At 53.5% G+C, this 23,156-nt stretch carries 24 protein-coding genes; 11 read left to right on the top strand and 13 right to left on the bottom strand.

The features are described from left to right. Positions 1–46: 46 nt before the first annotated feature. Positions 47–568: a divisome-associated lipoprotein DalA gene (gene dalA / locus CLV88_RS16945; protein ID WP_106609599.1), complete on the top strand. Its 522-nt coding sequence runs from the start codon at positions 47–49 to the stop codon at positions 566–568. Here the strand turns inward: dalA and CLV88_RS16940 are convergent. The 6 genes from CLV88_RS16940 to hslO form a co-directional block, all read right to left on the bottom strand. Then, on the bottom strand, positions 559–1,053 hold the full coding sequence (locus CLV88_RS16940; protein WP_106609598.1) for a L,D-transpeptidase family protein: 495 nt from the start codon (positions 1,051–1,053) through the stop codon (positions 559–561). The genes dalA and CLV88_RS16940 overlap by 10 nt on opposite strands. A 91-nt stretch (positions 1,054–1,144) precedes the next feature. Continuing rightward, positions 1,145–2,359 carry a class I SAM-dependent RNA methyltransferase gene (locus CLV88_RS16935; RefSeq protein ID WP_106609597.1) on the bottom strand — a complete coding sequence of 405 codons (1,215 nt, stop codon included), beginning with the start codon at positions 2,357–2,359 and terminating at the stop codon, positions 1,145–1,147. A 39-nt stretch (positions 2,360–2,398) separates the two neighbouring features. Then, positions 2,399–4,240 (bottom strand): ABC transporter ATP-binding protein, encoded by a 1,842-nt coding sequence (locus CLV88_RS16930; protein WP_106609596.1) that lies wholly within the window; start codon positions 4,238–4,240, stop codon positions 2,399–2,401. A gap of 486 nt (positions 4,241–4,726) precedes the next feature. Then, positions 4,727–5,887 carry a CCA tRNA nucleotidyltransferase gene (locus CLV88_RS16925; protein WP_106609595.1) on the bottom strand — a complete coding sequence of 387 codons (1,161 nt, stop codon included), beginning with the start codon at positions 5,885–5,887 and terminating at the stop codon, positions 4,727–4,729. Further along, entirely contained in the window at positions 5,884–6,483 is a 600-nt protein-coding gene (locus tag CLV88_RS16920) for a CoA pyrophosphatase (RefSeq protein ID WP_279338359.1), read from the bottom strand. Before CLV88_RS16920 ends, CLV88_RS16925 begins: the two co-directional genes overlap by 4 nt. Further along, the gene (gene hslO, locus CLV88_RS16915) at positions 6,476–7,468 is read right to left on the bottom strand and encodes an Hsp33 family molecular chaperone HslO (protein ID WP_106609593.1); all 993 of its coding nucleotides are present in this window, start codon (positions 7,466–7,468) and stop codon (positions 6,476–6,478) included. Before hslO ends, CLV88_RS16920 begins: the two co-directional genes overlap by 8 nt. A 78-nt stretch (positions 7,469–7,546) precedes the next feature. On the opposite strand from hslO, the gene CLV88_RS16910 reads away from it, so the two are divergent. Then, on the top strand, positions 7,547–7,996 hold the full coding sequence (locus CLV88_RS16910) for an NUDIX hydrolase (protein WP_106609592.1): 450 nt from the start codon (positions 7,547–7,549) through the stop codon (positions 7,994–7,996). Here the strand turns inward: CLV88_RS16910 and CLV88_RS16905 are convergent. Then, positions 7,993–9,270: a PP2C family protein-serine/threonine phosphatase gene (locus CLV88_RS16905; RefSeq protein WP_243403700.1), complete on the bottom strand. Its 1,278-nt coding sequence runs from the start codon at positions 9,268–9,270 to the stop codon at positions 7,993–7,995. The genes CLV88_RS16910 and CLV88_RS16905 overlap by 4 nt on opposite strands. 161 nt (positions 9,271–9,431) lie before the next feature. On the opposite strand from CLV88_RS16905, the gene CLV88_RS16900 reads away from it, so the two are divergent. Next, positions 9,432–9,755: an Hpt domain-containing protein gene (locus tag CLV88_RS16900; protein WP_106609591.1), complete on the top strand. Its 324-nt coding sequence runs from the start codon at positions 9,432–9,434 to the stop codon at positions 9,753–9,755. Positions 9,756–9,785: 30 nt separating this feature from the next. On the opposite strand, the gene CLV88_RS16895 is transcribed toward CLV88_RS16900, so the two are convergent. After that, a complete protein-coding gene (locus tag CLV88_RS16895) occupies positions 9,786–10,520 on the bottom strand; it encodes a hypothetical protein (protein WP_106609590.1) in 735 nt (244 codons plus the stop codon). Between the two features lie 135 nt (positions 10,521–10,655). On the opposite strand from CLV88_RS16895, the gene CLV88_RS16890 reads away from it, so the two are divergent. Next, complete coding sequence (locus CLV88_RS16890) at positions 10,656–11,879, top strand: argininosuccinate synthase (protein WP_106609589.1); 1,224 nt, start codon at positions 10,656–10,658, stop codon at positions 11,877–11,879. An 82-nt stretch (positions 11,880–11,961) separates the two neighbouring features. Further along, on the top strand, positions 11,962–12,243 hold the full coding sequence (locus tag CLV88_RS16885; RefSeq protein WP_106609588.1) for an SCP2 sterol-binding domain-containing protein: 282 nt from the start codon (positions 11,962–11,964) through the stop codon (positions 12,241–12,243). Here CLV88_RS16885 and CLV88_RS16880 read toward each other — a convergent pair. Beyond that, positions 12,188–12,988, bottom strand: a complete 801-nt coding sequence (locus CLV88_RS16880) for a sulfotransferase-like domain-containing protein (protein ID WP_243403699.1) — start codon at positions 12,986–12,988, stop codon at positions 12,188–12,190. The two genes, CLV88_RS16885 and CLV88_RS16880, sit on opposite strands and share 56 nt — an antisense overlap. 164 nt (positions 12,989–13,152) lie before the next feature. Here CLV88_RS16880 and msrA point away from each other — a divergent pair, with 164 nt between their 5' ends. Continuing rightward, entirely contained in the window at positions 13,153–13,815 is a 663-nt protein-coding gene (msrA, locus tag CLV88_RS16875; protein WP_106609587.1) for a peptide-methionine (S)-S-oxide reductase MsrA, read from the top strand. A gap of 144 nt (positions 13,816–13,959) precedes the next feature. Further along, the gene (gene mutS, locus CLV88_RS16870) at positions 13,960–16,578 is read left to right on the top strand and encodes a DNA mismatch repair protein MutS (RefSeq protein ID WP_106609657.1); all 2,619 of its coding nucleotides are present in this window, start codon (positions 13,960–13,962) and stop codon (positions 16,576–16,578) included. Positions 16,579–16,985: 407 nt separating this feature from the next. On the opposite strand, the gene CLV88_RS16865 is transcribed toward mutS, so the two are convergent. From CLV88_RS16865 to hrcA, 3 genes are read right to left on the bottom strand one after another with little or no spacing between them, the layout of a single operon-like run. Beyond that, positions 16,986–17,636 carry a TPM domain-containing protein gene (locus tag CLV88_RS16865; protein WP_106609586.1) on the bottom strand — a complete coding sequence of 217 codons (651 nt, stop codon included), beginning with the start codon at positions 17,634–17,636 and terminating at the stop codon, positions 16,986–16,988. 54 nt (positions 17,637–17,690) lie between these two features. Then, positions 17,691–18,251, bottom strand: a complete 561-nt coding sequence (locus CLV88_RS16860) for a nucleotide exchange factor GrpE (RefSeq protein ID WP_106609585.1) — start codon at positions 18,249–18,251, stop codon at positions 17,691–17,693. Positions 18,252–18,261: 10 nt separating this feature from the next. Next, positions 18,262–19,326, bottom strand: a complete 1,065-nt coding sequence (gene hrcA / locus CLV88_RS16855) for a heat-inducible transcriptional repressor HrcA (RefSeq protein ID WP_106609584.1) — start codon at positions 19,324–19,326, stop codon at positions 18,262–18,264. Between the two features lie 116 nt (positions 19,327–19,442). Here hrcA and rph point away from each other — a divergent pair, with 116 nt between their 5' ends. From rph to CLV88_RS16835, 4 genes are read left to right on the top strand one after another with little or no spacing between them, the layout of a single operon-like run. After that, complete coding sequence (gene rph / locus CLV88_RS16850) at positions 19,443–20,156, top strand: ribonuclease PH (RefSeq protein ID WP_106609583.1); 714 nt, start codon at positions 19,443–19,445, stop codon at positions 20,154–20,156. Further along, on the top strand, positions 20,153–20,764 hold the full coding sequence (gene rdgB / locus CLV88_RS16845) for an RdgB/HAM1 family non-canonical purine NTP pyrophosphatase (protein WP_106609582.1): 612 nt from the start codon (positions 20,153–20,155) through the stop codon (positions 20,762–20,764). Before rph ends, rdgB begins: the two co-directional genes overlap by 4 nt. After that, positions 20,757–21,914, top strand: a complete 1,158-nt coding sequence (hemW, locus tag CLV88_RS16840; protein ID WP_106609656.1) for a radical SAM family heme chaperone HemW — start codon at positions 20,757–20,759, stop codon at positions 21,912–21,914. The genes rdgB and hemW overlap by 8 nt, the downstream gene beginning before the upstream one ends. Further along, positions 21,915–22,268 (top strand): YbaN family protein, encoded by a 354-nt coding sequence (locus CLV88_RS16835; protein ID WP_106609581.1) that lies wholly within the window; start codon positions 21,915–21,917, stop codon positions 22,266–22,268. Here the strand turns inward: CLV88_RS16835 and CLV88_RS16830 are convergent. Further along, positions 22,258–23,148 carry a ParB/RepB/Spo0J family partition protein gene (locus CLV88_RS16830; protein WP_207797089.1) on the bottom strand — a complete coding sequence of 297 codons (891 nt, stop codon included), beginning with the start codon at positions 23,146–23,148 and terminating at the stop codon, positions 22,258–22,260. The two genes, CLV88_RS16835 and CLV88_RS16830, sit on opposite strands and share 11 nt — an antisense overlap. Positions 23,149–23,156 lie beyond the last annotated feature (8 nt).

Genomic DNA, 23,156 nt, shown 5'->3' with positions numbered 1-23,156 from the left:
GACGCTAAGACCAAAGCGAACATAGCTAAAAAAGAGACGGAAAAACATGCGCTCCATTGCCATTTTGTTGGTTGCCGCACTTGGTCTGGCAGCCTGTGGTGCCCCAGGTGGTGGCGGGACCAAACAGTACAAGATTTCGTCCGGCAGTACGTCAAAAATTCAATTCCGGATATTGGACTCTGTAAATGTGCTGCGACAGGCGGCTGGCGCGGCGCCCGTGGAGCTCAGCGCTCAGCTCAATGCGGCTGCTGCAACGCATTCGCGAGATATGGCGTTGCAGAACCGGCCCTGGCATTTTGGGTCTGATGGATCAAGCCCATTGGATCGCGTCGCACGCGTTGGATACAGCGGCACACTCGCGGGTGAAAATATCTCCGAAACTTACGAAACCGAGATTGAAACCCTGGGCGCATGGATGGAACAGGATGACACACGCAATGTTATTTTGGACCCGAATGCACAGGATATGGGATTTGCCTGGTTTCAGGAAAACAACGGCAAAATCTGGTGGACCCTCGTCATGGGTAGCCGCTTGGGCAATGTTCAGTTAGCCGACGTTCAAGGATAAATGGAAACGCGCGTACCGTTTTTGACCATTGCATAAACGTCGCGCATTTCTTTGTCTGAAACCGCAATACAGCCCGCAGTCCAATCGCGTTTGCCGTTTTGGTAGATCCTTGGACGTCCGTGAATAAATATATCGCCGCCGGGGGATTCACCGAGCGATGCGGCATAGGCGCGGTCTGCTACATTGGGGTATGAAATACCAATCGACAAGTAGAACTGGCTGTTGGGATTGCGGCGATCAATATAATATTCGCCTTCGGGTGTACGCCCATCCCCTTCGATTTGTTTATGGTGTTCCGGCGCGAAGCCAAGACCAATATCGTAAGATTTCAGCGCTTTGTGGTGATGCATCAAGTGCATCTTACGGTCTTCTTTGAAAATTATGACCCGCGTAACTTCGGGGCCGTTGTAAGTTTTGAATTTGGACGCACAGCCAGAAATGCTGAACACTAGCAACATAGTGGCAATAATTGATATCCAACGCATCGATAGGCCCTCTTGTCCGCTTTACGGCTTCTTACGAATGATGTCTTAGCAAAGAAACGATCAGATAGCCCTTCACGCCTATGTGAAGCGGTCAGGTTTTCGAGAACCGTGCCGCCAATTCCACATGCGAGGACCAACGGAACTGGTCTACTACCTGTATCCAGTCCAAGCCATAACCGCTTTTAACAAGGATGGCTGCGTCCCTGGCGAAGGTCACCGGATTACAGGAAATATAGGCAATTTCGTTTATTTTGGATTGCGCCAACTCTTTGATCTGAGCCTCAGCCCCTGCGCGCGGCGGGTCGATAACAGCAAAGTCGTAACCCAGATCAGCAGCTATGATGGGATTGCGAAACAGATCACGAGTTTCGACCGTGACTTGTTTTAGTCCCTGCGCCCTGCGCCAGCCTGCGTCTAGCGCTTTTGTCATGGCGCCATCGACTTCAACCCCATGCATTTGTGCACGTTTAGCCATAGGCAGGGTGAAGGTGCCGCAACCTGCAAACAGGTCTATACCTCGTTCGCCTTGGGTGATGGCACCCAGAACGGCTGCCAACAGCGCTGATTCACCATGGGCCGTGGCTTGTAAAAAGGCCCCCGGTGGAGGAACAACATTTGCATTTCCAAAGGTTTGATAGGGCGGCGATCGCATGGCGATCACTTCGCCATCCCAGCTGAGCCGCGCTAGCATGAAACGCTCAGTCGCCTGTGCCAGAACGGATTGCAGCGGGCCGTCCAGCGATTTGCCCCCTGTCACGGCTAGATCAAGCCCAACAGGGGAAAGTGTCGCTGTGACGCTCAATTCGCCCTTGCGAGAACCACCAATCTTGGCCAGCTCAATCGCAATTTCGGTCGCTGGCAGCAAAGCCGGGTCGACCAGTTTACAATCGGTAATTTCCGTAATGACCCCAGAGGCCCGAGCATGAAAGCCGGCCATCGCGCCCTTTTTAGTACGTTTTGCCGAAATGACTGCCCGACGGCGAGAGTTGGGCGGAGAGGTCTGGATCGGCTTGAGGTCAGCTTCGAGCGATTGCCCTGCAAGGGCAGAACGAACCACTTCAAGTTTCCAGTTCGATACAAAATCGTCAGAAGCGTGTTGCAGGAGGCACCCGCCGCAAGCCTTATAGTGCCGGCAAGGTGCTTTCACCCGATCACCCGAAGGCTCAACAACGCGCATATTCGTCAGGCGATTGCCTTCGACATCTCCACTCACCACCTCACCGGGCAGGGCCATCGGCACAAAGATCGGCCCAGCTGCAATACCATCGCCTTGGTGACCCAAACGTTCAATTACATATTCTGTCATGCCCGGCACCTATACCGACGCCGGGGCATTGGTCAAACCCTACTCGGCTGCTTCGTCGGCATTCAGGAATCCACCTGATTGCCGCTGCCAGAAACCAGCATATAGTCCACCTGCCGAAAGAAGCTCGGAATGGGTGCCCTGTTCGACGATACGTCCTTGGTCCAAAACGAGAATTCGATCCATCTGGGCAATCGTTGAGAGACGGTGCGCGATGGCAATTACGGTTTTTCCTTGCATCATGCCATATAGTGTTTCCTGAATGGCGGCCTCGACTTCACTATCCAACGCGCTGGTTGCCTCGTCTAGCAACAAGATTGGCGCGTCTTTGAGAATAACACGAGCCAACGTAATCCGCTGGCGTTGTCCACCCGAGAGCTTTACCCCACGCTCCCCAACATGTGCGTCGTACGCTTTCCGTCCCTGAGGGTCTTCGAGATCTAGAATGAAATCATCGGCTTCGGCCTTTTTGGCAGCGGCGATCATCTGGTCTTCGCTGGCATCAGGCATACCATACAGGATGTTGTCGCGCACAGACCGATGCAGCAGAGAGCTGTCTTGTTGCACCATGCCAATCATATCGCGCAGGCTGTCTTGGGTCACATTGGCGATGTTCTGATCATCTATCTTTATCTGACCCTGCTCGACATCGTAGAACCGCAAAAGCAGTTTGACCAAGGTCGACTTACCCGCGCCAGAACGTCCAATGAGGCCAATTTTTTCACCGGGCCGAATAGTCAGGTTGATCTGATCCAACCCACCGGCACCGCGGCCATAGTGGTGCGAAAGGGATTGGATTTCCACTTTACCTTCAGACAGTTGCAGAGTCCGAGCGCCTTGCGAATCAACAAGGTCAATGGGTTGCGCAATCGTCTCCATTCCCTCCGCCACCACGCCGAGTTGACGAAAGAACGACGTAAGCGCCCACATGATCCACCCGGTCATCGCATTTAGGCGCAGACTGAGCGCCGTGGCCGCAGCAACGACGCCAACTGAGGCGCTGCCCTGCATCCAAAGCCAAACAGCCCAACCCACCACAGCCACAATCAGCACGCCATTCAAAAGCACCAATGTGACATCCATTATCGTGAAAATGCGCATTTCGGCCTGAAAGGTTTCACGAGCCTTTTCAATAGCATCCTTGGCGTAATCGAGTTCGCGATTGTTATGCGCAAAGAGCTTTACCGAGTGGATGTTGGTGTAGGCATCAACGACGCGGCCCGTCACCTGGGAACGCGCATCCGATGCAGCCTTGGAAGCTGGACCGACGCGTTTGACAGTCCATCCGACAAGGCAGCCGTAAAGAGCTACCCAGATAAGCAGAGGCAACAGCAAACGCGGATCTGCGTCCATCAGAAGAATGCCCGCACCAATGAAGTAAGCAAGCGAGAATGTGATGGCGTCAAACACCTGAAAAACCGCTTCTCCGGCGGCAGGTGGGGTCTGCATGATACGATTGGCGATACGTCCGGCGAAGTCATTTTCAAACCAGCCAACCGATTGACGTAAAACATGTTTATGGGCACGCCACCGGATCAACGTCCCGAAATTTGGCAGCACTGTGTTGTTCAAAAGCAAAACATCCAAAGCCTGCAATGCTGGCCGCACAAGCAATACGAAAGCAGCCACACATATGAATTCAACGCTGTGAATTGCCCAAACTGTTGTTGGGTCTGTGGACAGCAAATCGACGATGCGACCCATATAACCAATCAGGCCAACTTCGACCGTTGCGACCACGATCGACATAATGGTCGCTAAGAAAAATACCTTGCGAAAAGGACGCATATATTGAGCCATAAAGGGCCACAGACGCGTCGGAGGCGTATCCGCCTCGGGATAGTCGCAATAGGGGTCAACGAGGTTTTCGAAATATTTGAACATGGAGATACCAGAAGAAAAAGGAACAAAATGGTGTCGGCAAGCCAGCCGGCTCGCCAGCGCGGTCGGATGGGTTTAGGTGAACCAAATCCCGCGATACATTTTGCACCCTCCATGTTGTCGTGCACGGGCAGGTTGCCGCAGACAACGTAGCCTGTCAATCGGTGTGGAATGAAGATTTTGTTAAGTACTCCAAGCATTCTATGTCGGCGCCTATGCCGAATCATTGGTTAACGCCCAATTCTTAGGGATATGCCACGTCGGCAGCGCGTCGGTATTACGTCGGTATTGCGTCGGTGCTGTTTTTCCAAACCCCGACATTAAGAGTTGGAACTGAACAACAATAGATTATCAAATTGTTGATTGATCTGGCGCTGGTTCGGCGTGAGTCGGCGGCCGCCGCGCGGCCAGCGGCGCGCGCCGCCGGGCCCAACAATCCAAGCCACGGCTTGCTGTGGTTGGGATGGACGGGAGCACGCCGGGAGCGGATCAGGTCTTAAGGCTGGCCAAAAGTGCTGCGCGGTCGAGTGAGAAACTGGAAGCGATCCAAATCGCTTCAAGATCTTTGAGCGCCGCGCCGAGTGCAGGGCCCTGCAATGTGGGCATCAGATCGACGGGCTTGATCGGAAAGATGGCGCGCGCTCCGCTTTCTATGTCCTTGCGCAGATCTGGCAGCAAGGACGCTTCCAGTACTGCTGCTTGCAGAGCTGCGATAGACAGAGCGAGGTTTGAGCCATGTCGATAGCCCAGCGCGGCCGGGCTTTGCATAACACCTATTGCGTCACGCATTGTCACAAAAGAATGCGTTTGCTTCCTGGACAACCGTAGCGCTGTTGGCACGTCCTCTCCGCCAATGGCAGCTAGGCGGCGCATTGGGTCGGGTTCTAGCTCAAGAATGCCCTCGATATGTATAAGCGGTGCAAGAGCCCTGTCATCGGTCCCGGTCAATACTGCGCCCAGCGCGCCAACGCTGCGCATCGCGGCCACAGCGGGCGCAGGATCGGGTGCGCCAAGCAATCGGAGGACTTCATAGCCGATACGTTCGCGGGACAAACCGGATAGGCCGTCGATGTTATTCGCAATCGCAGACAATGCATCTGCATCCATGCCGCTTTCTGGATCACCGTAAAAAGCGTGGAACCGAAAATAGCGCAGGATGCGGAGATAGTCTTCGCGGATGCGCTGATTGGCGTCGTCGATAAAACGTACATGGCGCATTTCAAGGTCGGCCATGCCACCCAATGGGTCCAAAACCAGACCGTCTGCATCTGCATAAAGGGCATTCATCGTGAAGTCGCGGCGGCGCGCGTCGTCTTTGACGTTTTTGGAGAATGCAACAACGGCGCGGCGCCCGTCTGTTTCTACGTCTTTGCGAAATGTCGTAATTTCGTGCGGGATGCCGCCAGACACGACAGTGACTGTGCCGTGATCAATTCCAGTAGGAATGGCGTTAAGGCCAGCAGACTTGGCAAGCGAAATCACTTCGGCTGGCAGGGCATCCGTTGAAATGTCGATGTCATTCACCGGTGCACCAAGCAGTGCATTACGCACACAACCGCCGACAAAAAACGCCTGATGACCAGCGAGGGTCAACATCGCGCAGACATGCTGTGTCGCGGGTTTGGTCAACCAGTCCCCGTTAATCTTCATTGGGTGTGCACCCGTTCAGCCAGACCGCGCAAGATGCGCGCGGTGGCACCCCAAATGTAATAAGGGCCGAAGGGCACAGTGTAGTAATATCTACGGCGGCCCTGCCAACGACGGGATTGTATCGAAAAGAATGCCGGATTCGTTACGTGAGACAGCGGTACAGAAAATACCTCTTCGACCTCTCCCGGCTCGGGATTGACGTCAAATACGTCTCTGACCCGGCCCAAAACGGGCGTCATGGAAAAACTGGTGACGGTTTCATGTGTCGGGAGTGTACCGATTACGTCGACAAGTTCGGTCGGCAGGCCAATTTCCTCGCGCGCCTCGCGCAGCGCGGCGGCAATCACATCCGCATCGTCTTTGTCCTGTTTGCCACCCGGAAACGCGATTTGGCCGGGATGGTGTTTTAAGTGAGAGCTTCGCTTAGTCAGGATGACATGCGGCACGTCACCGAGCATTTGGATTGGCACCAGCACACCAGCGGGGCGCAACTTGCGCCCCTCGGGCATTACGACATCCGGGTTTAGGTCGAAATCAGAGGACGTTCCCGTTTGCCGCGTCAAGGCGCGCTCGAGTGCTAAAAATGGATCAGCCACTCGTCGCTCCGGGGGCGTCCTTGCCCACGGTGGCTGGATCAAGGTCATAGTGTGAGCCGCAGAACTGACAGTCTGCGGTGACGCGCCCTTCGTCTGTAGTCATGTGCTCGATGTCCTTGGCCGAGTAGATCGACAAGCTTTGACGAACACGCTCTTCAGAGCAAGTGCAGCCGAATTTAACCGGCTGCGCGTCATAGACGCGTGGCTGTTCTTCGTGGAACAGGCGCACCAGCAGATCTGTTGGCGCGACATTGGGGCCGATCATTTCCAGATATTCGACCGAGTCGAGCAATATGTTCACGCGGTTCCAGTTTTCGGAATCATCTTCGCTTAACACGTCCTCGGCCAACAAGATGCCGCCTTCGCCGCTACCGCCCTCGCCCGTCACGTGGGGTGAAGCTTTGGGCATGTGCTGCAACATCACGCCGCCCGCACGCCAATGCTCAGGCACCCCCGGTTCAGTGGATTTTCCAAAGCGGAGTGAGAACCGTGTCGCGAGCTGTTCGGATTGAGCGAAATATGCTTCTGCTGATGCCTGGAGCGAGCCGCCCGTGAGGCCGGAAATACCCTGATAGGGTTTTGTTCCATTGCCCTGATCAATCAACACCGCGAAATACCCTTTTCCGAGTTGTTCGAAAGGTGCGTCATCCGTCAAACGATCGGGATCAAAGCTAGCATAGGCACGAATACGCGCGGGCTCGCCCTCTTCTGTCGGGCCGTAATAATCGGTTGCGATCATGCGTACAGGGCCGTTGGTTTGCACTTGCAGCGAGAGCTTCCAGCGCAATTTGATCGTTTGCCCGATCAATGCGGTCAGCAACGCCATTTCGGCAACAAGCGCTTCGACCTGCTCGGGGTAGTCGTGCTGTTTCAGCACACCTGAGAGCGCGCCATCAAGACGGGCGACCCGCCCGCGCATATCTGAATTGTCCAACTGGAACGGCAGCACTGTGTCGTCCCAGGCGATTTGAGTTCCAAGTGTCATGGGGTTTCCTTATCGGCCTTACCTTGCCATACCGCGACAATAAATGAGCGGCAAGGCCATCAAATAGGGGGCAAACGTATGATTGCAAGGTTCGGAGAGCCACCAAGGCAGGATCAAACGTACAAATTGCGGCCCGGGGCATATGCGGTGCTGTTGCAGACAGGATTGCGCGGTGATCGTATGTTGATCACCTATCAAGCTGCGCCGGATGATGAATTTCAATTGCCAGGGGGCGGCATTGATCCGGGCGAGTCGCCGGTATCCGCCTTGCATAGAGAGGTTCTGGAAGAGACCGGCTGGACCATGGGACGCGCGCGGCGTGTTGGGGCATATCGGCGTTTCACGTTTATGCCGGAGTATGACATGTGGGCGGAAAAGCTGTGCTCTATCTATGTTGCACGCCCAGCGCATAGGGTTGGCCCACCAACCGAAAACGGACACACAGCACATTGGGTTTCAGTTGATGCGGCATTGGGGTTATTGGCCAATTCCGGGGATCGATTTTTTGCCGAACAGTTCCTGCGCTAAGCACCGCGGAATTCGAACAGTATACCGGAGATATCATCTGGGAACCCGGCGCCACCACTGAATTCATCCAGTTGCCAGACAAGCGATTGCAGAGTGCTTTCCACGTCGTGACCAACAAAATCGGCAATCAGGTTTTCAAGCCCCTCCTCGCCAAGCATTCCACTTTTGTCGTCAGGGCATTCGGTCACACCATCAGACAGCATGAACAACCGATCGCCGGGAGCCAGTGTAAACTCAAATTGGGAAAACTCGGCCCCTTCAATCAAACCGACAGGCAAGCCACCGGGGCCGTCTTGCTCTAACGTACCATCAGACCGTTGGATCACCGGGTGCGGGTGACCGGCTTGGGACATTACGACGTGACCTGTTTCGAGGTCTACATCCGCGAGGAGCATAGTGAAATAGTGCTCAGTCTCCATCTCGCCTAGGGTAATTTCGTTCAGTCGAGCGATTACCTCGCGTGGTTGCAAATGGATATGTGAACCATCGGCAAGCACCTGCATCGCGACATTTTGTTCAGGAGAGGACGAAGACAGATAACCCGCAAGGCGCGCTGTTATGAGTGCGGAGCTGATGCCGTGACCGGACACGTCGATGGAGAACAGCCCAATGCGCGTGTCGCTGATTTTGTAATGCCCGACAAGATCACCACCAACGTGACCGGAAGATTGCAATAGAAGCGAAACGGCAGCAGAACCAAAATCGCGGAACCGATCGGGAACAAGGGATTGCTGGAGCTTTTTTGCCTCAATCAGATCCATATCAAGGGAGTCATAGACTCTTTGAAGTTCATCAAGTGTATCGGAGATGACACGGTTCTTCTCAGTCAGCTCTCTTTGCATACGAAGGATGCGTTCCCCCGCGCTGATGCGCGATCGCAATTCATATGCATTGACCGGCTTGGTTAGAAAATCATCGGCACCGGCATCGTACCCTTGGGCAACATCCGCCTTTTCGCTCTTGGATGTAAGAAGGATGAAATAGCCATATTTGTCATCCGGGAGTTTTCGGAACTCGCGACAAAACTCCAAACCATCCATTTCCGGCATCACCCAATCAGACAGGATCAAGTCGGGCAATTCCGATTGGCAAATCTCCAACGCCTCCTGGCCGGAAGACGCCTCAATCACCTCATACCCATCACGTTTCAACGACACGCTTAGAATTCGGCGCTGGACGCGCGAATCGTCAACCAGCAACACGCGCTGAACCGCGCCTGTTTTTGCACCCTGTTCCGGGGTCGGAGTGGTGACCGGAGCTGGAGACGGTTGCAAGAGTAGTACCTTTTTTAACTTTCAATGAGTGTCCCATTCGTGTGTATCGCCCAGCCTGTTAACGGTGTGTCAAACGTAAAATTGAGATTATTCAAATCCAAGACATCCAGACTTTGTTAACGAAAACCCGCCAGTCTCGCGCAGAGGCGAAGGAGAATACTGTGATAAGCTGGGTTCGTGTTCAGGAGCTTAAGGACGAAATCGGGGAAGAAGATTTCGACGAGGTGGTCGAGCTGTTTCTCGAAGAGGTGGAAGAGGTCATCGATAAGCTAAAGAACGCACCCGATTTGGGCGCGCTGGAAGCGGATCTGCACTTCTTGAAGGGAAGCGCGCTGAACCTTGGGTTTCAGGCGTTTTCGACGCTGTGTCAGGCAGGAGAAGTGGCCTCTGCCAGCGGCAAGGCAGAGACGGTGGATCTGCCGAAAATATTGCAGTCATTTGCGGAGTCAAAAACTGAGTTTCAGCTAAAAACAGCGGCGCGGTAACATGATCCGCGCCGCCGGATTGTGGAAGGTTCAGTCGATTGTACGTCCCTCAATCGCAACGCCATAAAGCGTTGTCAGGAAGCTGATGCCGAGGAGGATGTAGAACCAGTTTGCAAACAGCAACAAAACGCCCCCCAAAATTGGAATGAACCCGCCAATAAGAGCACCTACGAACATTAGAACAAAGATTGCAACGACATAGATCACCATAGCACCGAGGATTGCGCCGGACAGCGGCTTGGTTGCCTCCCAAGCTTCCTTGAGTTTCATGCTGTTGCCGATGGCCGCCGATGGCAAGACAGGCGACAAGCGATAAAATGCCCAGCTTGCGCCGATGGCAACAACAGCCAGACCCGCAATCATGAGAATGGGTGCCCAGACAAGGGCAAATCCTACAATGGCTCCGATCACTCCCGCCGTAAGTGCAATTATGAGAGCGAGAAGTAGGCCATATCCGAAGTAGGCAAGGATGCGACCGCCATGAAAGGCGGGTACGACACCACTGGGGTATTCCTCTAAGAGGACAAAGCGATGCCAGGCGACGGCGACCCACAAAGTGGCAATTGCTACCAACAAGTTCAGCAGAACAGACTGTCCTGAAACCTGAGTTGCCGCTTCTGGAGATGTTTCTTGGACGAAATAGGAAGGGCCCACGACAATAAGCGCGATCAAAAGCAGTGCCGCCAACGGAGAAGACAGGCGTAGCGACTGGGGCAAGTTGCCTAAGATAAGGCCCAGTGAATGATTGAGGAGCTTGAAGCCCATAACAGATCCCTTTTTAGAAATATTCTTGAACTGAAGCGATTTTGACAGCCATTTGCAAGTCGATACCCTGTCTCCCTTGCCCTAATGGGTAAAACCCGCTATCGCGCCTGCGATACACGTATAGGGGAACAAGACATGTCCGCGCCCAAAAAAGTAGTGCTGGCCTATTCCGGGGGCCTTGATACCTCGATCATTCTAAAATGGCTTCAGACCGAGTATGGTTGCGAAGTCGTGACTTTTACGGCCGATCTGGGGCAAGGCGAAGAGCTGGAGCCAGCACGTCAAAAGGCCGAATTGCTGGGGATCAAACCCGAGAACATTTATATCGAGGACGTGCGCGAAGAGTTTGTTCGTGATTTCGTATTCCCGATGTTTCGCGCCAATGCGCAATACGAGGGGCTGTACCTCTTGGGGACGTCGATCGCGCGCCCGCTGATCTCAAAAAGACTGATCGAAATCGCAGAGGAAACCGGCGCGGATGCCGTGGCGCATGGCGCAACGGGCAAGGGTAACGACCAAGTGCGGTTTGAGCTGGCTGCATACGCGCTGAACCCTGACATCAAGGTTATTGCGCCTTGGCGTGAGTGGGATCTGACGTCGCGTACGCGCTTGATCGATTTTGCTGAACAAAACCAGATTCCGATCGCCAAGGATAAGCGCGGCGAAGCGCCATTTTCGGTTGATGCGAACCTACTGCACACCTCATCCGAAGGCAAAGTTCTGGAAGATCCGGCCGTTCAGGCACCTGATTATGTGTTCCAGCGCACGGTGCATCCAGAAGATGCGCCCGACACGCCGGAATATATTGAAATCGGTTATGAAAAGGGCGATCCCGTCAGCATCAATGGCGAGGCGATGAGCCCGGCGACGATCCTGACAGCGCTGAACGAATATGGTCGTAAGCATGGCATTGGTCGCCTTGATTTGGTGGAGGGTCGCTTTGTCGGCATGAAGTCGCGCGGGATTTACGAAACACCCGGCGGCACGATTATGCTGGAAGCGCATCGCGGGATCGAGTCGATCACAATGGACCGCGGCGCTATGCATCTGAAAGATGAACTGATGCCGAAATATGCCGAAGCCATTTACAATGGCTTTTGGTATTCGCCAGAGCGCGAAATGTTGCAGGCTGCGATTGATTTGAGCCAAGAGCATGTGACCGGCACAGTGCGTGTGAAACTGTACAAAGGTATGGTTTCGACCGTTGGTCGCTGGTCAGATCACTCGCTGTATTCAGAAGAGCACGTAACCTTTGAAGAGGACGCAGGTGCCTATGATCAAAAGGACGCGGCGGGCTTTATCCAATTGCAGGCGCTGCGGTTAAAGTTGATCGCGATGCGCAACAAACGCGTGAAGTAAGCGGAAGCAACGTCACCGTTGAGAATTTGGAGCGACCCGCCTAGCAACAGGCGGGTCGTTTTTTTTGTTTGGGGGCAGGCGCATGTTGGAAAAGATTATCGAGCGGATGCAAGTTGAGTTGGCGCGGAAGAGTTTTGACGGGTCTTTGAAGTTTGATTGCGGAGATGAGGGTGTGGTTGTGCTGGCCGATGGGACAGCGAGCGGCGTGGATCAGGAGACAGATTGCACGATCCGAATCACTACAGAGAATTTGGTGAAATTGCTGGCTGGCAAGTTGAACCCCATGACTGGCGTTATGTTGGGCAAGCTTAAGGTGTCTGGCGATATGGCCGTGGCCATGAAGCTGGGCAAGCTTTTGGGGTGACCCGCATTCGCTCATGCAACTGCCTTTGATAGGTGATCGCGCTGGCTTTTAGCGATTCGAAAAAGGGCAAGGCATCATCAAGCACGGGTTGCAGGTGATTTGGAATCTTGGGCAGGGGCCCTTCGGCCGAGGCGAAACCGGTGGATTTCCAAACAGCGCCATACCAGTGCCTTGCCCAAATGCCGTCTGATGGATGACCACCAGCGGGCCAGTGCAGCATCGCGTCATCGAAGGGCAGCCCGATTGCGGCGCAAAGGGCGTTAAGCGCGTGATGTGGATTTGCGCGGATGTCGTGGCTGTCGATCACGATGGGCTTTTGCCCCCAACTGGCGACGAGATCAAAAAGTTCAGCCTGTTGTCGGAAACCGATGTCGGCGAGCGTGGGGTTTTCCCGTTTCGCAGCATAGCTGGCGATCACACGTGCCGGGTGGCGAATTAGGAAAACATTAACAACGTCGCGCATCCAGTCTCGAGGCACACCTGCGATCATGTGCTGTGTCATATGTTTTTGGTAAAAGTGTTTATGGCCGTGGGGGTTAGGACCGACCAACATTTTGGAAACACGCTCTGGATCATTGGGTTGGCTGGCCAAAATCTCCTCTCGCATCGGATGGTTGAGGCCTGTTTGCGCGAGATAGCTGGCATAGAATGGCTCATCCAATACGGCACAATCAGGTCGGTTGGCAAAGCTATACATCAATGCCGTAGATAGATTGCGAGGGCCGCTCCACATCGCGATCTTCATTGTCTTTGTCCTGCTCGTAGTCGCATTCGTCAGGGCGAAGCTAGGCAATGGGTGAGGACGTGCCAAGCGGTAAAACGTATTCACCAAGGCGTGACAATTGATTTCTTACGATTGCGGTTTGGTGAAGAAGCAACCAGCCTTGGTTAGATACAGGAGGTCGTTCAATGTCTATGATCCAAAATCTGAAGTCTGTTGTGCTTTTTTCTCTTATTCTTGTTGGTGCTGCTGTCCAAGGGCACGACGCGCGGGCCGCTGAAAGCGAATCCCTGATTGTCGCGGGTGGCTGTTTTTGGTGTGTGGAGAGCGACTTTGAAAGCGTTGCCGGGGTTAGCGAAGCCGTGTCAGGGTACACTGGAGGCACAACAAAGAACCCCACATACAAGGATGTAACACAGGGCGGATCCGGACACTATGAGGCGGTGAAGATCACGTATAACCCGAACAAGGTCAGCCGGGATCAGTTGCTGCACATGTTTTTTCGCTCAGTCGACCCGACAGATGCTGGTGGCCAGTTTTGCGATCGTGGCGACAGCTATCGCACCGCGATCTTTTATTCGGATCCGGCGCAAAAACAATCAGCGGAAAATGCAAAACGCGAGGCGCAAGTGGCGTTAGGCACCAAAGTTGTCACGCCAATTTTGCCTGCTGCAACCTTTTATGACGCCGAAGCCTATCATCAGGATTACTACAAAGGCAGCAAACTGGTGCTCACTAGGTTTGGCCCAAAAAAACAGTCCTCGGCATACAAGCGATATCGCAAAGCATGTGGTCGAGATCAGCGGGTTGAGGAACTTTGGGGAAATGCCGCGCCGTTTGTCGGCCACTGATATCCGTTCGTTTGAAAATCCAGTCCGAACGCCTTAGATAGGGGCGTTTTCAGCTTTTCGTGAGACCCCCATATTTGCTAGAGCTTGAGGCCAGTCACCTTGGGGGTTGATCAGTTGAGTGCAGGCAAAAGCGGCGTCACGCCGATGATGGCGCAATATCTGGAGATCAAGGCGCAGTATAAAGATGCGCTGTTGTTTTATCGGATGGGTGACTTTTACGAGATGTTTTTTGATGACGCGGTAGCGGCAGCCGAAGCGTTGGATATTGCTTTGACGAAACGCGGCAAGCATGAGGGTAGTGATATCCCCATGTGTGGTGTGCCGGTTCATGCAGCGGAAGGGTATTTGCTCACCCTGATCCGCAAAGGGTTTCGCGTGGCTGTAGGTGAACAGCTGGAAAGCCCAGCGGAGGCCAAAAAGCGCGGGTACAAAGCGGTCGTGAAACGCGATGTCGTGCGGCTGGTGACACCAGGAACGCTGACCGAGGACTCGCTGTTGGACGCGCGGCGGCACAATTTTCTGGCCGCCTATAGCGTTGTTCGGAACGAAGCTGCGCTTGCGTGGGCGGATATTTCAACCGGCGCGTTGTCAGTGATGCCGTTAGCACCGGTTCGGTTGGGTGCGGAATTGGCACGACTGGCCCCATCAGAGGTATTGGTCGCGGAGGGGATTGAGACAGATGTCCAAGCGATTGCGGATGACATGGGAGTCTCTCTGACTTCTGTAACTCGCGGTAGTTTCGACTCTGTTTCTGCTGAAAAACGCGTTTCGGCGTTGTTTGGAGCATCTTCTCTTGAGTCCTATGGGACCTTTTCCAGACCCGAAATCGGCGCGTTGGGGGCGATTGTTGATTATCTAGAGATGACCCAAAAAGGTAATCTGCCACTGTTACAGCCACCTGTGCGAGAAGCATCACAAGGGGTGATGCAGATTGATGCGGCAACACGGCGGAATTTGGAGCTGACTCATAGTTTGTCAGGTGGTCGAACTGGATCGCTTTTAGCAACGATTGACCGCACTGTTACAGCGGGTGGAGCACGGCTTTTAGAACAAAGATTGTCGTCACCTTCTTTGCGATTAGAGGTCATTCGAGGTAGGTTAGACTCGGTTTCTTACATGATCGAACAGCGTTCAGACGCGGCCAACGTGCAGGATGCTTTGCGCAAAGTGCCTGATTTGGATCGCGCTTTGTCACGTCTGGCTTTGGATCGAGGTGGACCACGGGACCTGGCGGCTATTCGCAATGGTTTGGGTCAAGCGGCGGACCTGGCGGTGGCTGACTACGGCGCGGAACTTTCGAACGATCTTCAATCAGCATTGCGTGCGCTGTCAGGTCATGAAGCGTTGCTGGAGTTGCTGGATGCAGCGCTGGTTGCTGAACCGCCGTTGATGATGCGCGATGGCGGGTTTATCGCGCCGGGATATGAAGAGGAGCTGGATGAGAGCCGGCAGTTGCGCGACGAAGGTCGGGGCGTAATTGCGAGGATGCAGGCCGATTATGTAAACCAAACCGGGATATCGGCGCTCAAGATCAAGCACAATAATGTATTGGGCTATTTCATTGAGACAACGGCAAAACATGCGGACGCGATGATGTCAGCGCCATTGTCCGAAACGTTTATTCATCGTCAGACGACGGCCAATCAGGTACGGTTTACAACCGTTGAGCTGAGCGAGATGGAGACAAAGATACTGAACGCCGGAAACCGGGCGTTGGAAATCGAAAAGAGGCTCTATTCTGGCCTGAGAGACGCTATTCTTCAACAATCTGCGCGTATTACGCAAGCATCTCGGGGGCTGGCTGAGTTTGATGTAAGCTGCGCGCTGGCTCGATTGGCGGTGGATGAGAATTGGTGTCGACCAGACGTCAATGAAAGCCGCGATTTCGCTATTGAGGGCGGACGGCATCCCGTGGTTGAAGCCGCTTTGCGCAAGACTGGTGAGCCGTTTGTGTCCAATGACTGCGGGTTGTCGGGTGGTGATCAGGCAAGCATCTGGTTGCTAACCGGTCCGAATATGGCGGGCAAATCAACTTTCTTGCGGCAAAACGCTCTGATCGCGTTGCTTGCGCAAATGGGCAGCTTTGTTCCAGCAAGCGCCGCTCGTATCGGGTTGGTCAGTCAATTGTTTAGCCGGGTTGGCGCGTCTGACGATCTGGCGCGTGGTCGTTCAACTTTTATGGTTGAGATGGTCGAAACGGCAGCTATCCTGAACCAGGCGGACGATCGGGCACTGGTCATTTTGGATGAAATTGGGCGCGGAACGGCGACATATGACGGTTTGTCAATTGCTTGGGCCACTTTGGAACATTTGCATGATGTGAACAAATCACGCGCGCTGTTTGCGACGCACTACCATGAGATGACCCAATTGGCAGGTAAGATGGTTGGGGTCGACAACGCGACCGTGACGGTTCGGGAGTGGGAAGGCGAAGTGATCTTTCTGCACGAAGTAAAACGCGGGGCGGCGGATCGGTCTTATGGCGTGCAGGTGGCGCAATTGGCCGGATTACCGTCGCTTGTTGTTGACCGTGCGCGTGTTGTGCTTGAAGCGCTAGAGCAAGGTGAGCGCGAAGGGCCGACGCAAAAGGCATTGATCGATGATTTGCCGTTGTTTGCGGCCAGCCAGGCACCTGCGCCCATCGCCAAGACAAAGCTGAACAAGCTTAATCAGAGACTGGATGAGGTTCATCCAGACAGCCTTAGCCCAAGAGAAGCGCTTGAGTTGTTGTATGAGCTAAAGGCGCTGAGAGAAGGGGCATAAGCCCAGCATCACCAGCTACCCGAGGCCCCTCCGCCGGATGAGGACCCGCCGCCAAAAGACGATGAGGACAACGATGATTTTGTTTTCATTGGGATCGTACGTGTAACGCTCCATGCGTCGCTGCAATGGCGACAGGAGTAGTCTATGCGCTTTTTTCCTGTGGAGCTGGTAGTGGCGGATGTGAGGATTGTAGTATCAGATTCAAGCGTTTTGTAGCCGCAAGATCGGCAGGCACCATATCGCGAAAACAACGATTTGTATGATTCAATGGTTTTGTGATCACATTTTGGACACTCCCAAACGTCGTAATCCACGCTTTTGAGTCTTTCTTCAGTTATTTGTCCTTCTTTTAGGTGATCATCTTCCCATTCCTCGTTCAAACGGACCATTTTGGTGCCATCAACGGGTCAGTTACGCAGTTTGTTTCGTTGCCAGCGCCGGTAAAGTTTCACGGGGATGGCGAGGAATGGAGCGAGGAACAGGAATATCCATTCGCCCATATTGTTAATAACTCGTTTCACTGTGGCAATGGCTTTTTCGAAACCGCTCATTCCGTATTCACCGGGACGAGAACCGGTCAGGTCAAAGATTACCGCAGAAACCCCTTCGGCTATGCCGTCAGCGTAGTTGTCTTCGCGAAAATTGGGCAGGATATCGTTGTCGATGATGGATTTCATGGAGGCATCTTTGGATCTGCCGTAGCCTGAGCCAACCTCAATTCGGATCTTGCGATCGTAACGGGCGACGAGCATCAGCACGCCATTGTTACGCGTCGCGTCGCCAATGCCCCAGGTGTTGAAAAGCCCGGTAGAGAATGGCTCGATTTCACCATAGTGACCGTAGTCAGACATTTGATTGATGGTGACGACAGTGAATTCAATGGCCGTTTCGTTTCGCAGTTCCCGAAGCTTGGCGCGAATGTCGGATTCTTCGGATACCGAGAGTAGGTCGGCAAAGTCATTAACGAAAATTTCAGTGTAATCTGGACAGGGCTGTGCATTGAGTGATTTCGACAAGGCCAAAAACACAGCCTTCAGGTGAGTTAGGAAAATGCGCAAAAGAAAAAGCTCCCGAAAATTCGAGAGCTTTTTATCATCAGAATGTGCGTTTGTTTAGCCGGGGTTGGACGAAACGCCAACTTTGGCAGGACGCAAAAGACGATCATGAAGCATGAATCCTTCGGCGGAGACCTGAATAATCTCGCCGGATTTGGTTCCAGGCACAGGAGCTTCGAACATAGCTTCGTGCATCTTGGGGTCGAACTTGTCGCCAACTTCGGGCGAGACAACTTCGATGCCATGCTTGGAGAACGTGTTCAAAAGCTCGCGCATGGTGAGCTCAATGCCTTCGATCAGAGCGGCAGATGCCTCTTTCTGCTCGTCCGTTATCGATTCAACGGCGCGTTTCATATTGTCGAACACGGGCAACATATCGCGGGCCAGTTTGGAACCGCCGTATTGCTCGGCTTCGCGACGGGCGCGTTCGCCACGTTTGCGGGCGTTTTCGGCATCCGCAAGCGCACGCATCCAGCGATCTTTCAACTCGTCACGTTCGGCGCGCAACTCGTCAAGTTCGACAGCTTCGTCTTCGAGCTCGTCCAAGCTTTGCGCAAATTCTTCGGCCTCGGCCGTCTCGATGTCGTCCAGAAACTCGTTCTCTTTGGGTTCTGCCATCTCTTTACCTCTAACCCCGGTCTGAAATCAGTTTTCCGACCAGCTGTGCCGTGTAGTCAACGATCGGCACAATACGTCCATAGTTCAGGCGCTTGGGTCCGATGACGCCAACAGCACCTACGATCTTTCGATCAGCGTTCATATAAGGGGAAACCACCAAAGAGGAACCCGAAAGTGAAAAAAGTTTGTTCTCTGAGCCAATAAAAATGCGCACACCGTCGCCTTGTTCCGCGAGTTCCAGAAAATCAGCTATGTCGCGCTTGCGTTCAAGGTCATCAAACAGAGTTCGAATGCGGTCCAAGTCCTGCTCTTCTTCTTCGGTGCCCAAAAGATTCGCTCGGCCGCGGACAATCAGGCGCTCGTTCTGGTCGCCTTCCTCCGCCCACAACGCGAACCCGTTTTCTATCAGATCGCGCGCAAGCGTATCAATTTCCTGACGACGGTTTTTTATTTCCTCGCGGACAGCGGATCGGAGTTCGGACAAGGTGCGGCCTTCGGCAACCGCATTTAGGAAATTCGCAGCTTCTCTCAAAGAGCTGGGTGTTTGACCGGGCGGTGGCGTAAACAGGCGGTTTTCGACATGACCATCAGCGAAAACCAATACGACAAGGGCCCGGTCAACTCCGAGGCTGACAAATTCGATGTGTTTTATTGGCGCTTCGTGTTTGGGCGCGAGTACGAGAGAGGCTCCTTGGGTTACTCCGGATAGTGCCGTGCTTACGCGATCGAGCATGGTGCCAACGTCGGTGGAATTATTGCCCATGGTGGCATCAATTTTTTCCTGATCGTCGCGATCAAGATCCCCGACCTCAAGTAAGCCGTCGACAAACATGCGAAGACCTAATTGTGTGGGAATGCGACCGGCAGAAATGTGCGGGCTGTCCAGAAGACCGAGAAACTCCAAGTCTTGCATGACATTACGTACTGTGGCAGCGCTTACTTTTTCATTCAGCGTTCGTGTCAGCGTGCGAGAACCGACAGGATCGCCCGTGTCCAGGTACCCCTCGACGACACGCCGAAACACTTCGCGTGAACGATCATTGAGTTCTTCGAGGATTTTTGAGCTGTCTGTCATTCACGTACGCTTTCTTACTGCCATTAAAGGCCCCCAGCGCCAAAGGTCAATCGGGGTTGCACAGCCCCTACCCGCCCTAGTATGCCCGTTCGTAAATAGTGAAAAGGAAAAGCCCTATGCGCCCGTCCGGAAGACAGTTGAATGAAATGCGCCCCGTATCGATTGAAACGGGTGTTACGAAACATGCCGAAGGGTCCTGCATGATCCGCATTGGCGATACGCATGTTTTGTGTACAGCAACTATCGAAGACCGGGTTCCACCGTTTATTAAGGGCTCTGGTCTTGGTTGGGTCACTGCGGAATACGGTATGTTGCCTCGGTCAACTACATCGCGGATGCGCCGCGAGGCATCGGCGGGCAAACAAGGTGGACGAACAGTTGAAATTCAACGCCTAATCGGACGGTCGCTGCGAGCGGGTGTTGACAGGGTTGCGCTGGGTGAACGTCAGATCACCGTGGATTGCGACGTCATTCAAGCCGACGGCGGAACGCGGTGCGCGTCGATCACCGGCGGTTGGGTAGCGTTGAAGTTGGCTGTGAACAAGTTGATGAAAACGGGTTCTGTCATCTCTGATCCGCTTGTTTCGCCGGTCGCTGCGGTATCTTGCGGGATTTATGCGGGCCAGCCCGTGCTTGATCTGGATTATCCAGAAGATTCAGAGGCCGGCGTTGATGGTAACTTTATCATGCTGGGAAACAAACAAATGATTGAGACACAGATGAGCGCCGAAGGATCGACCTACTCGCGCGCGCAAATGAACGAACTGCTCGATTTGGCGGAAACGGGCGTTGAAGAACTGGTTGCGGCGCAATTGGCAGCAGTCGCGTGACACGCAAGTTCCAAGGGGACCGGTTGTTGGTCGCGACCCACAACAAAGGCAAGCTTGAGGAGATGGCGCATCTCCTTGAGCCCTTTGGCGTTTCGGTTGTGGGTGCGGCGGACATGGATTTGCCGGAACCTGAAGAGACCGAAGACACGTTTGTAGGAAATGCCCGGATCAAGGCGCATGCGGCGGCGAAGGCAACTGGCCTACCTGCCCTGTCGGACGACAGCGGGATAACAATTGACGCACTGAATGGCGCGCCCGGTGTCTATACCGCTGATTGGGCAGAAACCGGGAACGGCCGCGATTTTCTGATGGCAATGACCCGCGCCCACGATGAATTGATAGCGAATAAGGCGGAACGCCCTTGGGTAGCACAGTTCCGCAGCACGTTGGTATTGGCGTGGCCTGACGGTTATGACGAGGTTTTTGAGGGCATCGCACCGGGCAGTTTGACCTGGCCTATCCGGGGGAAAGACGGGTTTGGGTATGATCCGATGTTTGTTCCGGACGGACATGACATAACTTTCGCGGAAATGGATCGCTGGGAGAAGAATAAGATTAGTCATCGCGGTCTCGCCGTGAAAGCCTTTGTCGCAGGCTGTTTTGGTTGAGGATTGGCAACACGGGGGCTTTGGTCTCTATATTCATTGGCCGTTCTGCGAGGCCAAGTGTCCTTATTGCGACTTTAACAGCCACGTTGTGCGGAAAATTGACCAGTCACGGTGGCTTAGAGCCTATTTGGGCGAGCTTGACCGCGTCGCATCTGAAACGTCGGACCGTGTCCTGAACTCTGTCTTCTTTGGCGGGGGCACGCCAAGTTTAATGGATCCTGATGTCGTTGCAGCGATCCTTGTGCGCGTGCGCAAACTCTGGCGCATATCCAATGACTTTGAGGTTACGCTAGAAGCGAATCCCGGTTCTGTAGACGCAGGACGGTTTGTTGCCTATCGTGCCGGAGGCGTAAATCGTGTCTCCATGGGCATACAGGCACTGAATGATCGGGATTTGTCGCGACTTGGTCGGATTCACACGGTTGAAGAAGCACGAAAAGCATTTGAAATTGGTCGAAAGGCATTTGATAGGGTCAGCTTTGATCTGATTTATGCACGACAGGATCAAACTTTGCAGGATTGGACCGCCGAGCTAAACGAAGCGCTGTCGATGGCGATAGATCATTTGTCGCTCTACCAGTTAACCATCGAAACGGGCACTGCCTTCGGCGATCGATATGAGCGTGGAAAACTTCGCGGCCTACCTGAAGATGATCTAGCCGCTGACATGTACGAAGCAACTCAAGAAATCTGTGCGTCTGCGGGAATGGACCCTTATGAAGTGTCCAACTATGCGGAGAAAGGCTCTGAATCGCGACATAATCTCATCTATTGGCGATATGGAGACTATGCGGGGGTCGGCCCCGGTGCCCACGCGCGGTTGACAATGGACGGACAAAGATACGCTATTGAAAATTGGCGCATGCCGGAAAAATGGCTAGAACACGCGGAAGCAGGAAATGGAGAGTCCTTGAGAAACGTAGTTCCTCAAGTGGATCAAGCGACAGAGTTCCTTCTGATGGGCTTGCGACTAACAGAAGGTGTTGACCTTTCGAGGTATCGAGCGCTGTCTGAAGTTGAATTGTCCGAGGATAGGATTACGTACTTGCAGGACATTGGGACTATTTCCATTGATAGACAAAGGCTTAGAGTACTTCCAAAGGGCCGCATGGTGCTGAATTCGGTGCTCGCCGAACTGTTGGTGGACTGAGTGCGCTTTTTGTGGGCCAGTTTTGGGGTATTTTGCGTTGGATTGGCTGTAATTGGCATTGTATTACCATTACTTCCCACAGTCCCGTTTCTGCTTTTGGCTGCGTTTTGTTTTGCTCGGTCGTCTGAACGGCTTCATTATTGGTTGCTTTCGCACAAGACCTTTGGGCCATTGATCCGAGATTGGCAAGATAGTGGTGCAATTCGTCCTGCTGCAAAACGCGCAGCGACGATTTCGATTATCTTTGTGTTTGGATTGTCAACCGCTCTCGGCCTTAAAGCCACCGTGCTGATTATTCAGGCGGTGGTATTGTCACTGGTCATGCTATTTATCTGGACCAGACCTAACGATTAGATGTTAAGATTCGGCAAAGTTCGTCCAGTTCATCGAGTGTTGTATACTGGATCGTCAACTGCCCGCTTTCACCGCCAACCTTATGGTTTACAGCAACCTTCATGCCAATATTTGCGGACAAATCCCCTTCGAGAGCAACAGTGTCGGCATCTTTGTTAGGTTTTTGTGATCTAGGTTTGCTATCCGATTTTGGTACCTGAGTTTTCTTAACCAATGCTTCGGTTTGCCTGACAGAAAGACCGCTGCTGACGATCTTTTTAGCGAGTTCGGAAGCGTTTTCCGTGGTGATCAGTGCCCGAGCATGTCCAGCGGTCAGGTCTCCTGATTTCAACATACTCTGTACATCTTCTGGCAGCTGCAAAAGTCGCATCAAGTTGGCGATATGGCTGCGGCTTTTTCCGAGGGCTTCGGAAACTCTTTCTTGTGTGTGCCCAAATTTGTCCATCAATTGGCGATATCCCATCGCCTCTTCGACTGGATTAAGATCGGCTCGTTGAATGTTTTCAATAATCGCGATCTCAAGCACCTCGGTATCGTCATAATCGCGGACTACAACTGGCAATTCATGCAATTGCGCCATCTGGGATGCCCGCCAGCGGCGTTCACCAGCAACGATTTCATACCTACCGTCCTCTTTGGAGCGGACGATCAAGGGCTGAATGACGCCTTTTTCGCGAATAGAGTTTGCCAAGTCATCCAGTTGTTCTTGAGTGAAGTCGCGCCTTGGCTGATCCGGGTTGGGCACTATTGCTTCGATAGGAACCATGAGACCAGCCCGTCGAGACGCGCCGACATCCTGTGGATTCGCATCCTCAGTTACATCTGCCATCAAGGCGCTCAGGCCTCGGCCAAGTCCGCGGGGTTTCTTTTTGTCAGCCATGATTTGCC

The sequence above is a fragment of the Shimia abyssi genome, assembly GCF_003014475.1.
Classification (GTDB): Bacteria; Pseudomonadota; Alphaproteobacteria; order Rhodobacterales; family Rhodobacteraceae; genus Shimia; species Shimia abyssi.
This window is presented reverse-complemented; position numbering and strand designations above follow the sequence as displayed.

Coding starts and splice junctions, on each gene's coding strand:
- hslO (WP_106609593.1), bottom strand. CDS start 7,468: ATGACACTTGGAACTCAAATCGCCTGGGACGACACAGTGCTGCCGTTC.
- CLV88_RS16890 (WP_106609589.1), top strand. CDS start 10,656: ATGTCCGCGCCCAAAAAAGTAGTGCTGGCCTATTCCGGGGGCCTTGAT.
- dalA (WP_106609599.1), top strand. CDS start 47: ATGCGCTCCATTGCCATTTTGTTGGTTGCCGCACTTGGTCTGGCAGCC.
- CLV88_RS16830 (WP_207797089.1), bottom strand. CDS start 23,148: ATGGCTGACAAAAAGAAACCCCGCGGACTTGGCCGAGGCCTGAGCGCC.
- CLV88_RS16925 (WP_106609595.1), bottom strand. CDS start 5,887: ATGAAGATTAACGGGGACTGGTTGACCAAACCCGCGACACAGCATGTC.
- hrcA (WP_106609584.1), bottom strand. CDS start 19,326: ATGACAGACAGCTCAAAAATCCTCGAAGAACTCAATGATCGTTCACGC.
- CLV88_RS16885 (WP_106609588.1), top strand. CDS start 11,962: ATGTTGGAAAAGATTATCGAGCGGATGCAAGTTGAGTTGGCGCGGAAG.
- CLV88_RS16940 (WP_106609598.1), bottom strand. CDS start 1,053: ATGCGTTGGATATCAATTATTGCCACTATGTTGCTAGTGTTCAGCATT.
- CLV88_RS16895 (WP_106609590.1), bottom strand. CDS start 10,520: ATGGGCTTCAAGCTCCTCAATCATTCACTGGGCCTTATCTTAGGCAAC.
- msrA (WP_106609587.1), top strand. CDS start 13,153: ATGTCTATGATCCAAAATCTGAAGTCTGTTGTGCTTTTTTCTCTTATT.
- CLV88_RS16860 (WP_106609585.1), bottom strand. CDS start 18,251: ATGGCAGAACCCAAAGAGAACGAGTTTCTGGACGACATCGAGACGGCC.
- rph (WP_106609583.1), top strand. CDS start 19,443: ATGCGCCCGTCCGGAAGACAGTTGAATGAAATGCGCCCCGTATCGATT.
- mutS (WP_106609657.1), top strand. CDS start 13,960: ATGATGGCGCAATATCTGGAGATCAAGGCGCAGTATAAAGATGCGCTG.
- CLV88_RS16930 (WP_106609596.1), bottom strand. CDS start 4,240: ATGTTCAAATATTTCGAAAACCTCGTTGACCCCTATTGCGACTATCCC.
- CLV88_RS16910 (WP_106609592.1), top strand. CDS start 7,547: ATGATTGCAAGGTTCGGAGAGCCACCAAGGCAGGATCAAACGTACAAA.
- CLV88_RS16935 (WP_106609597.1), bottom strand. CDS start 2,359: ATGACAGAATATGTAATTGAACGTTTGGGTCACCAAGGCGATGGTATT.
- CLV88_RS16880 (WP_243403699.1), bottom strand. CDS start 12,988: ATGAAGATCGCGATGTGGAGCGGCCCTCGCAATCTATCTACGGCATTG.